At 70.6% G+C, this 9,761-nt stretch carries 9 protein-coding genes; 6 read left to right on the forward strand and 3 right to left on the reverse strand.

The genetic code is table 11. From position 1 onward, the window contains the following. Positions 1–53: 53 nt before the first annotated feature. The gene (locus tag AB0D67_RS35515) at positions 54–1,055 is read right to left on the reverse strand and encodes an SIS domain-containing protein (RefSeq protein WP_362945731.1); all 1,002 of its coding nucleotides are present in this window, start codon (positions 1,053–1,055) and stop codon (positions 54–56) included. A 343-nt stretch (positions 1,056–1,398) separates the two neighbouring features. Here AB0D67_RS35515 and AB0D67_RS35520 point away from each other — a divergent pair, with 343 nt between their 5' ends. The 4 genes from AB0D67_RS35520 (at position 1,399) to AB0D67_RS35535 (ending at position 5,561) form a co-directional block, all read left to right on the forward strand. Next, the gene (locus AB0D67_RS35520; protein ID WP_362945733.1) at positions 1,399–2,724 is read left to right on the forward strand and encodes an extracellular solute-binding protein; all 1,326 of its coding nucleotides are present in this window, start codon (positions 1,399–1,401) and stop codon (positions 2,722–2,724) included. Between the two features lie 51 nt (positions 2,725–2,775). Further along, on the forward strand, positions 2,776–3,669 hold the full coding sequence (locus AB0D67_RS35525) for a sugar ABC transporter permease (protein WP_362945736.1): 894 nt from the start codon (positions 2,776–2,778) through the stop codon (positions 3,667–3,669). Next, on the forward strand, positions 3,663–4,499 hold the full coding sequence (locus AB0D67_RS35530) for a carbohydrate ABC transporter permease (protein WP_362945739.1): 837 nt from the start codon (positions 3,663–3,665) through the stop codon (positions 4,497–4,499). Before AB0D67_RS35525 ends, AB0D67_RS35530 begins: the two co-directional genes overlap by 7 nt. Before the next feature lie 201 nt (positions 4,500–4,700). Next, positions 4,701–5,561, forward strand: a complete 861-nt coding sequence (locus tag AB0D67_RS35535; RefSeq protein WP_362945742.1) for a TIM barrel protein — start codon at positions 4,701–4,703, stop codon at positions 5,559–5,561. 207 nt (positions 5,562–5,768) lie between these two features. Here AB0D67_RS35535 and AB0D67_RS35540 read toward each other — a convergent pair whose 3' ends face one another. Next, entirely contained in the window at positions 5,769–7,037 is a 1,269-nt protein-coding gene (locus AB0D67_RS35540) for a cellulose-binding domain-containing protein (RefSeq protein WP_362945745.1), read from the reverse strand. A gap of 302 nt (positions 7,038–7,339) precedes the next feature. After that, the gene (locus AB0D67_RS35545; RefSeq protein ID WP_362945748.1) at positions 7,340–7,777 is read right to left on the reverse strand and encodes an SgcJ/EcaC family oxidoreductase; all 438 of its coding nucleotides are present in this window, start codon (positions 7,775–7,777) and stop codon (positions 7,340–7,342) included. A gap of 415 nt (positions 7,778–8,192) precedes the next feature. On the opposite strand from AB0D67_RS35545, the gene AB0D67_RS35550 reads away from it, so the two are divergent. Next, positions 8,193–8,699 (forward strand): MarR family transcriptional regulator, encoded by a 507-nt coding sequence (locus tag AB0D67_RS35550; RefSeq protein WP_362945750.1) that lies wholly within the window; start codon positions 8,193–8,195, stop codon positions 8,697–8,699. Positions 8,700–8,908: 209 nt separating this feature from the next. Next, positions 8,909–9,439: an SRPBCC family protein gene (locus tag AB0D67_RS35555; RefSeq protein ID WP_362945752.1), complete on the forward strand. Its 531-nt coding sequence runs from the start codon at positions 8,909–8,911 to the stop codon at positions 9,437–9,439. The last annotated feature ends 322 nt before the right edge of the window (positions 9,440–9,761 follow it).

Raw genomic sequence — 9,761 nt, forward strand, 5'->3', positions numbered from 1 at the left:
GCCGGCCCGGGCGTCCGCGCGCCCGGGCGGCCACCGGTGCGGCGGCGGAGGGCTCAGTAGTCCATGACGCGGTAGTAGCGGCGCAGGTCGAGCGAGTGGTCGCGGACCCGCTCCAGGTGCTTGCTGACCCGGCTCAGCACGGTGTCGAGCACGAGCGGCGCGAGCAGGCCGCGGAACTCCGGGCTGATCCCGTCGAGGGGGTAGTCGCGCGTGTCGAAGACGGTGACGTCCTTGGAGACGCGCCTGGCGAACGCCTCGGCCCGGTCGGTGAGGGCGCGGGTCTCGTCCTCACCCTGGAAGATGACGACGCTCGTGTCCTCCTCCAGCAGTTCGAGCGAGCCGTGGAAGAACTCGGCGCTGTGCACCCTGGTGGTGCGCAGCCACTGCATCTCCTCCAGGATGCACATGGAGTACAGGTAGGTGAAGCCCCACAGGTTCCCGCCGCCGATGAGGAAGTGGTAGTCGTCGTCGCGGTGGGCCTCGGCGAAGGCGGCGGCGACCGGCTCGGCCTGCCTGGCCACGTCCACGAGGATCCGCGGGATGCCGGCCAGCTCGCCGGCGAGCCTGTCGTAGCCGTCGAACTCGCCGCGGCGGGAGAGCAGCCGGCCCATGAAGAACAGCATCTGGACGTCGAAGGGCCAGGTCTTCGGCTCCGAGACGAGGGCGGCGTCCACCAGCTCGGCGATGGGCGAGTCGGGGTAGCCGGTGAAGCCGATCGTGTAGGCGCCCCTGGCCTTGCAGTACTCGATGGCGCGGACGCTGTCCTCGGTGGTGCCCGAGACCGAGGTGAAGACCACGACCGAGCGCTCGCCGAGCCGCGCGTCACCCGAGACGACCAGCTCGGCCGCGATCGCGGCGCGCACGTCGAGGGTGGAGGAGCGCCTGGCCAGGTGCTCGTACGGCCACATCTGGGCGTACGTGCCTCCGGCGCCGACGAGGAGGAGGTTGTCGAACCCCTCGTCCACCAGACGGTCGACGAGCTCCTCGATCTGCGGGCGGAGCGCCACCGCGCTCGCCGTCTGGGAGAGGAACTCGGGCTCGTTGAAGCGGAGCATCTACGCGTCCTTTCGGGAATGCCACGACCGGCGTCGCCCTGCGACCTGATACCGGTATCACGCAGGGGTCACGCTGGCACAGTGAAGTGCGAGCCGTCAACACCATGCCTTTGATCGGTTGATTTACCTGGTCAGGTCGCGCAAATGTCACGGCTATGTCTCGGTGGGCACTCTCGAAAAATAAGATCTTGGTTTAGGTCTGGTACCGGTATCAGAATCTCTGTACAGTCAGCCGACAACCGGGCGGGCCAGGTCGCACCACACCCCCACGGCGCGGATCCGAGGTGCTACGGCACCGGCGGTCCCTCTCCTCTCACGGGATCTCACGAGAGAAAGGAAGCCCATGCGCTCTCGCGTACTGACGACGTTCGCGGCTATCGCCGGGACCTCGGTGCTCACGCTCACCGGCTGCACCGGCGGCGGCACCCCGGCCAGGCCCCCCGCGGCCGACGCCGCCGCGAAGCCGGACTACTCCGGCACGCTGAGCATCCTCACCAAGTTCGCCGGCGAGCCGGTGGAGCCGTACTTCGAGAAGGTCGCCGCCGACTACGAGAAGGCGCACCCCGGGGTGAAGGTCGAGCTCATCCAGGAGACCGACCAGAGCATCAAGGACAAGACCAAGACCCTGACGGCCTCCAACGCCCTGCCGGACATCTACTTCACCTGGACCGGCAACTGGGCGGAGAACTTCATCCGCGGCGGGCGCGCCGCCGACCTCACCGACGTGATCGGTCCCACCACCCCCTGGGGCAAGACCTTCGGCGAGGGGTCGCTGTCGGCCTTCGCCTACGACGGCAGGTACTACGGCGTCCCGCTCTACAACAACGGCAAGTTCATGGGGTACAACAAGACCGCCTTCGACAAGGCCGGCGTCAAGGTGCCCACCACCTTCGACGAGCTGCTGAAGAGCTGCGCCCCGCTGCGCGAGGCCGGATACGAGCCCATCGCCTTCGGCAACAAGGACGGCTGGCCCGCCCTGCACTACCTGCAGCAGCTCTTCGCCTACAACGTGCCGCCCGCCACCCTCCAGGCCGACCTCAAGCCCGAGACGGCCAAGCTCGACGACCCCGGCTACGTCACCGCGCTCAAGCAGTTCAAGTCACTCGTCACCCAGTGCACCGACACCGGGACCGGCACCAACGGCGTCCTCTACACCTCCGCGCAGGAGGCGTTCGCCGACACCAAGGCCGCGATGTACTACCAGGAGATCCTGGAGTTCGACAACGCCACCGCCGACCACAGGCTCGACCCCGCCGACTTCGGCATCTTCCCGCTGCCCGTCCCCCAGGGCGCCGCGGGCGACCCGGCGACGCTGGAGGGCGCGCCCGAGGGATACCTCATCAACGCCGCCTCACCGCGCGTGCCGCTCGCCGTCGACTTCATGAAGTTCGCCACGAGCCAGGAGAACGCCAAAACGCTCTCCGCCCCGCCGTACGGCCAGCCCAGCACGGTCATCGGCGCCGTCACCACCGACACCTCCAGCAAGGCCGTGTACGAGGGCATCGAGGCGGTCAACAAGGCCCCGAGGCTCGCCGCCTGGCTCGACACCGTGACCGTGCCCGACGTCGCCGACGCGTGGCTGGCCGGCGGCGAGGCGCTCATCACCGGCGGCAAGACCCCCGAGCAGGTGCTCGAAAGCGTGCGCAAGGCATCGGCGTCGGCCAAGTGACCCGCCCGTCCACGACGCGCCCGCACACGACCCGCTCGGCGTAAGGAGAGCATGCCGGTGCCCACCATCGTCAAACGAGCGCTCGGGCTCGCGTGGGTCCTCCCCGCGCTCGCGCTGGTCGGGGTGTTCGTCTACTTCCCGCTGGCGGAGAACCTCGGGTTCAGCACCCTCAAATGGGACATCTACAGCGGAAGCCAGGAGTTCGTCGGCCTGGAGAACTACCGCAAGCTCGTCGACGACCCGGTCTTCTGGAGGTCGCTCGGCAACAACGTGATGTACGCGGTGGCCTCGATCGCCTTCCAGGTGTGCGGCGCGCTCGTGCTCGCCGCGCTCATCGAGGGCGTCCGCAGCCAGAGGTGGCAGCGGATCCTGCGGTCGATCTACTTCATCCCCTGCGCCATCTCGCTGACCGTGGCGGGCCTGCTGTTCTACTTCATCTACGAGCCCAACCTCGGCCCGCTCAACCACCTGCTGGAGGCGGTGGGACTCGGCGACCTCACCCGCTCCTGGCTCGGCCAGGAGAGCACCGCGATGCCCGCGATCATCGCGATGAGCCAGTGGCAGGGCTTCGGATACTCCACCCTGCTGTTCGCCGTCGCCATCCAGCGCATCCCCTCGGAGATCTACCACGCCGCCGCCCTCGACGGCACCGGTCCCCTCCGCCGCTTCTTCCACGTGACGGTCCCCCTGGTGCGCGAGATGACCGGCCTGATGATGATGGTCACCATCTCCGGCGCGTTCCAGGTGTTCAACGAGGTCATGGTGATGACCGGCGGCGGCCCCGACAACTCCAGCCAGGTGCTCGGGACCTGGCTCTACCGGAGCGGCTTCGTCCGCAACGACTTCGGCTACGCCGCCGCCATCGCGACGGTGATCTTCGTGATCACGCTCGCCATCGCCGTGGCGCAGCTGTGGGTCGCCAACCGGAGAAGGGTGGAATGGTGAGCCGCACCGGCTTCCTCGGCGTGATCGCACGCGTCTTCCTGTGGGTGTTCCTGCTCGGCCTCGCCGTGGTCGTGGTCTACCCGCTGCTGTGGATGCTGCTCAACGGGTTCAAGACCAACGCCCAGCTCTTCGGGAACCCCTTCGCCCTCCCCGTCGACTGGAGCTTCGAGAACTACCGCAAGGCGTGGAACCGGGGGGTGAGCGACTACCTCACCACCAGCGTGCTCGTCACGGTGACCTCGACGATCGCCACCGTGTTCATCAGCGCCTGGGCCGCCTACGGCCTCACCCGGGTGAAGCTCCCGTTCAACGGGTTCGTCACCGGGACGATCCTCGGCGGCCTCATGCTCTCCCCCAGCGTGGCGCTCGTCCCGCTGGTGAAGATGTTCCAGTCGATGGGCCTGTACAACAGCTTCTGGGCGCTGCTCATCCTCTACACCGCCTTCCGGGTGCCCTTCACCACCTTCCTCATCCGCGCCTACATGCTCGACCTCCCCCGCGAGGTCGACGAGGCGGCCGAGATGGACGGCTGCGGCCGGTGGAAGGCGTTCTGGCACGTCATCCTGCCGATGTGCAAGCCGATCATCACCTCGACGGTCCTGCTGCACATCCTCTTCGCCTGGAACGAGTACCTCTTCGCGATGATCTTCACCAGCGGCAGCGGCGTGCAGACCCTCCCGGTCGGGCTGATGAGCCTGATGAGCAAGCACGGCACCGAGTTCCCCGTCGTCTTCGCCGCCATGACCATCGCGGCGGTCCCGGTCATGCTGCTGTTCTTCTTCGGCCAGCGCTACATCGTCAAGGGCATGGCCGACGGCATCGGCAAGTGAACGGCCCCGCCGTACCCCGCATCCGAGGCGGGCGCGGGACGGGGGTACGGCGTCCGCACCGCCGGACCCCGTGCCGCGGTCCCGGGACCTCGGACCTGGGACCGCGGACCCAGGACGGCGGACCCAGGACGGCGACGCGCGACCGGAGGACGATGGCGAACGCACCCGGTCCGCGTCGCGCCCCACACGACAGGAGCCCCGATGACCCTCTCCCTCGACCAGATCACCGCCGCCAACTTCGCCTACCAGCACCAGCCGTTCGAGCGGTTCCTCGACGACGCGGCGGCCCTCGGCCGGGAACACGTCGAACTGTGGGGCATCGCGCCGCAGTTCCACGTGCCGCAGGTGAGCGACGCCGAGGCTCGCGCCGTACGCCGCCGCCTGGAGTCGCGCGGTCTCACGGTCCGCTGCCTGACCCCCGAGCAGGTGATGTACCCGGTCAACCTGGCCTCGCCCGTCACCTGGCTGCGCGCCGCGAGCATCGGCGTGTTCCGCCGCGCGGCCGAGCTGTGCGCCGAGCTCGGAGCCGAGCTGCTCCTGCTGACCCCGGGCCGCGGCTTCGAGAACGAGCCGGTGGAGGCGGCCTGGCGCCGTTCGGTAGACGCGATCGGCGAGATCGCCTCCTACGCCGCCGCCCTCGGCGTGACCTGCGTGCTCGAACCACTGCAGCGTGTGGAGTCGAACCTCCTCAACGACTCCCGGGCGCTCGCCAGGATGATCGGCGAGGTGGACGCGGCGAACCTCGGCGCGGTGCTCGACACGGTGGGCATGGCCGTCGCGGGCGAGACCGTGGACGACTACTTCGACGCGCTCGGCGACCGCGTCCGCCACGTCCACCTGATCGACGGCCGGCCCGCGGGGCACCTGGCGTGGGGCGACGGCGAACTGCCGCTGGCCGAGTACCTCGCCGCCCTGGACCGCCGGGGGTACCGGGGCGCCATGACCTTCGAGCTCTTCGGCGACGGCGCCTACGCGTTCGACCCGCGCCCGGTGGTGGAGCGCTGCCTGGAGGCCGTGCTCGCCGCCCTCCCCGCCCCGGGCACCGTCTCCGCCCGCCCCTGAACCGGGCCCACCTCCCGGACGGGGGAGCGACCTGGGAGGGCGGCGGTCCGGCGGGCGAGCCGGCTCAGCGATTCGGCGGTCCGGCGGTCCGGCGGTCCGGCGGGAGGACGGTCCGGTGGTCCGGTGGTCCGGTGGTCCGGCGGTCCGGCGGTCCGGCGGGCGAGCCGGCCCCGCGGCTGCGCGGGGCCGGGGGGAACGCGAGGCCGTTCAGCAGGAGAGCGGGGAGGAGCTCAGGGCCACGTCGTCGTACCAGATCGTGTCCTGGTCGCCGCTGTAGCTCTCCCAGCCCAGCCGCAGCGTGGTCGGACGCGGCGCGGTCGTACGGCGAAGCCACTGGGAGTCGACGTCCTGCGTGGGAACCCCGTCCACGCGCAGCCCGGCGACCTCCCGGTCGTCCAGCAGGGTGCGGATCGACTGCCGGGTGGTGTCGATCTCGTACCGCAGGCAGACCCAGCGGCCGACCGGCAGCGGGGTGCTGAGCGAGACCCCCGTGGGGCTCTGCTCGGGAAGCGTGGCGTCGTCGGACTCGCGGTTCCACTGCAGCGCGCCGTTCTGGCCGCCGACGCGCAGGTCCCGGCCGCCGTCCCGGGAGTCCGCCATGGTGATCATGCTGATGTGGCCGGTGGGCAGGGCCGTCGTGTGCCGGACCCACATCCGCGCGTAGACCACGGGGCCGACGGCGGAGACGTCCCGGGTCGTCCCGGCGAAGACGTGGTTGCAGTACCCGCCGCCGCCGTTGATCCGCAGTGACCTGCTTCCGCTGTGCGCGACCGAGGTGTCGACCACCGCGGTGCCGGAGCCCGAGCAGTTGGGCGTCACGACCTGCCAGTCACCGGCAGGGACACCCGTCTGGTCCTCGAACCCCGAACAGACCGCCGCCCCCGCGCACCCCGGCTCGCCGGTCGGCGTCACCGTGGGCGTCACCGTGGGCGTCGCGGTGGGTGTCACAGTCGGGGTCACAGTCGGGGTCACGGTGGGGGTCGTCGTGGGTGTGACGGTCGGTGTCGCGGTGGGGGTGGCCGTCGGGGTGACGCTCGGACTCGGGGAACCGGCGCCGTTGCAGGCCACGTCGTTGAGGGTGAAGTCGGCGGGCACCGGATTGGCCGCCGTCCAGGTGCCCTGCAGGCCGAAGTCCGCGGTCCCGCCGGTGGGCAGGGAGGCGTTCCACGAGACGTTCGTCGCGGTCACCGTCGTGCCGCTCTGCCCGACCTGCGCGCTCCAGGCGCTCGTCACCCGCTGGTCGCCGCCGAAGGTCCACCGCAGTCGCCAGCCGTTGACCGCCGGCCCCAGGTTGGTCACCTTCACCTGGGCGGTGAACCCGCCCTGCCACTGGTTCAGGGTGTAGTCCACCCGGCAGCCGGTGTCCGGCAGGGCCGCCGCCGGGACGGCCGCCATCGCGGCGAGACCTCCCAGCACCAGCGCCGCCGAGACGGCGACGGCCCGGAACCGGGCGGCGAACGAAGCGGGGAGCGCCATGGCATCGCACCTTCGGATTCGGCGAAGCGGGACGACGACGATGTTTCGTACCGCACCGCCCGCCCGTCAACGCCCGCCTCCCGCCCTCGCGCCCCGCCGCCCCTCACCCGGTCCGGGGACCAGGGGTTTCTCCCGGCGGGCGAGCCTTCCGGCCCTCCCGCCCGGTGAATCTTTCAGCGGGGCCCGTCACGCGGGCCGTACCCGCACCCGCGGCCGGGGCTCCTCGTACCCACAGCCGGCGGGGCGGTTCCGTACCCGCGCCGGTGGCCGGCCGCGGTGGCCCCCGTACCTGTGCCGGAGGGTCAGGCGGGGCAGTTGTGGTAGGCGTCGATGACCCACCCGCCGTCCCGCCGGGAGCACATCCAGGTGGCCATCACCCGGCGTCCGTCGGGCACTTCGCTCTCCCCGGCCATCAGGACGGCGCTCCGGCTGACCACCACGGCCGCGTCCGCGCCGGGGAACCGTACGCTCTGCACCTCGTCGACGACCCGCGATCCCTTGAGCGGGCCGGCGAAGCCCGCCGCCATCCGGGCCCGGATCTCCTCCCTGTCCCGCCGGTACGAACCCGGCAGGATCGAGGTGGCGTCCTCGGCGTACGGCGTGACGAAGGCGTCGGCGTCGTTGTCGGCCCAGGCGGCGTAGACCGCGTGGAGCAGGCCGAGCACGGCCTCGCGGTCCTCCTCCCGGGTGGTCGCGGAGCGGTCCTCGGTGATCGTGCCGGAGTGGTTCTCTGCGGTCATGTCCGTCCTTGTCATGTCCCGGTCGCGGCCCATCGGCCGTGCCGGCGCCTCGCGAGCTCTTGTGAGCTCACCGGTACATACCGGCGACCCCGTCCGCACTCATCGGCCCGGAGGCGACGAATCGGAGAACAATGGAAAGCCCCGAACCCACGGCGCTCGCGGCGCTCGGAAGCCATGGCGGACGGCCCGGCGGACCGGCCGGGACGAGCCGCCGGACCGCCGTGGCGCCTGACGCCGTCTCAGCCCCGCCGCGGCGCTCTTCCCCGCTCCGGAACCCGCGGTCATGGCATGCGGCCCGGCCTCGGCGCGTTCCCTGCCCATGAGTGCTCCTCCTGCCTTCCCTCTTCCGTCCTCCGAACCCGGAGTACCTGCCGACGGGGTACGTTTCGAATTCAAACTAAGTAGGCTTGACGGTGTGAGCGACCCGGCATCCGGCCTGAACATCGAGCAGCTCGGCGCGTACTTCGCCCTGATGGAGGTCAGCAGCCTTCTTCAGCATGCCGTCGACGAGCATCTGCGCGCCGACGGCGACCTGAGCTACGTGCAGTTCCAGATCCTCGCCCGCCTGACCGACGCGCCGGAGGGCAGGCTCCGGATGACCGATCTGGCCGACGGCGTCGTCTACAGCCGCAGCGGACTCACCTACCAGGCCGGTCTGCTCGACAAGCGCGGCCTCATCACCCGCTCGCCGTGCCCCGACGACGAGCGCAGCGTCATCGTGACCGTCACCGACGCCGGGCGCGACCTGGTCGCCCAGGTGCTGCCCGGCCACGTGGACAGCGTCCGGCGTCTGCTGTTCGACCCGATGACCGGCGGCGACCTCGCCAGGCTCGGCGACATCCTCGGCCGCGTCCGCGACCACATGCGCGCCATCCCGCCACGATCGGCCAGACCCCGCGCCGGCCGCAACCGGGCCGGCTGACCCACCGGTACCGGTGGGCCGGCTGACCCACCGGTACCGGCCGCGACCGCGCGTTCACCGGGGACGCCGCGTCGTGAACGGGCACCTGCCGGGCGGTGACGCCTGCCGGGAGTGATGCCTGCCGGGCGGTGACGCCGTCGCCCGCGCGTGACCGAGGGTGGGATCACCGGTCCCTGGTTACGGGATCCCGGCTGCCGCAGGATGGCGGCATGGAGATACCGCTTCTCATCAGCTCCGCCGACGACACCGTTTCGATCACGGTCCAGCAGCGGGTCTCGGCAGCGCCCGGCGACGCCTTCCGGGTGATCGCTCCCATCGATCTTCCGAGCGTGTTCCACCGGACGGGACCGTTTCCCGGCGTCAGGAGCGTCGCGAACCGGACCGAGGCATGGGACCACGCCGGTCCGACCAGGAATCCGCAGTTCGACGACGGTTCGCAGGTCGACGAACAGCTGACCGAGTACACGGAGGGTTCGAGTTTCGCCTACCAGCTGACGGGGTTCACGAACGTCCTGTCCCGCCTCGCGGCCGGCGTCCGCGGCGAGTGGAACTTCAACCCGGACGGTGACGGCACGCTCATCCGATGGACCTATGAGTTCAAGCCGCTCCCGGGACGTCGCTGGATCCTCGCCGGCCCGTTCGTCCCGCTCTGGCGCCGGTACATGGCCGCCGCCCTCGCGAGGTGCGTGCTGGCGGTAGAAGCGGAGGAAAGAAGCGGTTCGCGGGTGCTGTCCGCTTGATGCGGAGGGCCGGGGTATGACCCGGATGTGATCGGCCATGCTCCAGGTGAACGGGGACGCGCGGTGCCGGTGGGTTCATGATGTCGCCGGAATGCCGTCCGGTGTCGTCACGGTGCACGCCTGCGGCGCCCGGGCCTCCGTAGTGTCGATGTACGCCCGGTGTGGAAACCGTGTGGCGTGGGCACGGAGACGAGCGGGGCCGGAGACGATCGCCTGTCGTCTTCGAGGGACGCGCTCGCCGTGCTCGACCGGTCGTACACGGGGGGCTCAGACATCCCTGGATGTGGAATGTCAAGCCGCAAGGTCCTGTTGCCGATGTGAC

Origin of the sequence: Streptosporangium sp. NPDC048047 (assembly GCF_040653115.1) — a bacterium.
Taxonomy (GTDB): Bacteria; Actinomycetota; Actinomycetes; order Streptosporangiales; family Streptosporangiaceae; genus Streptosporangium.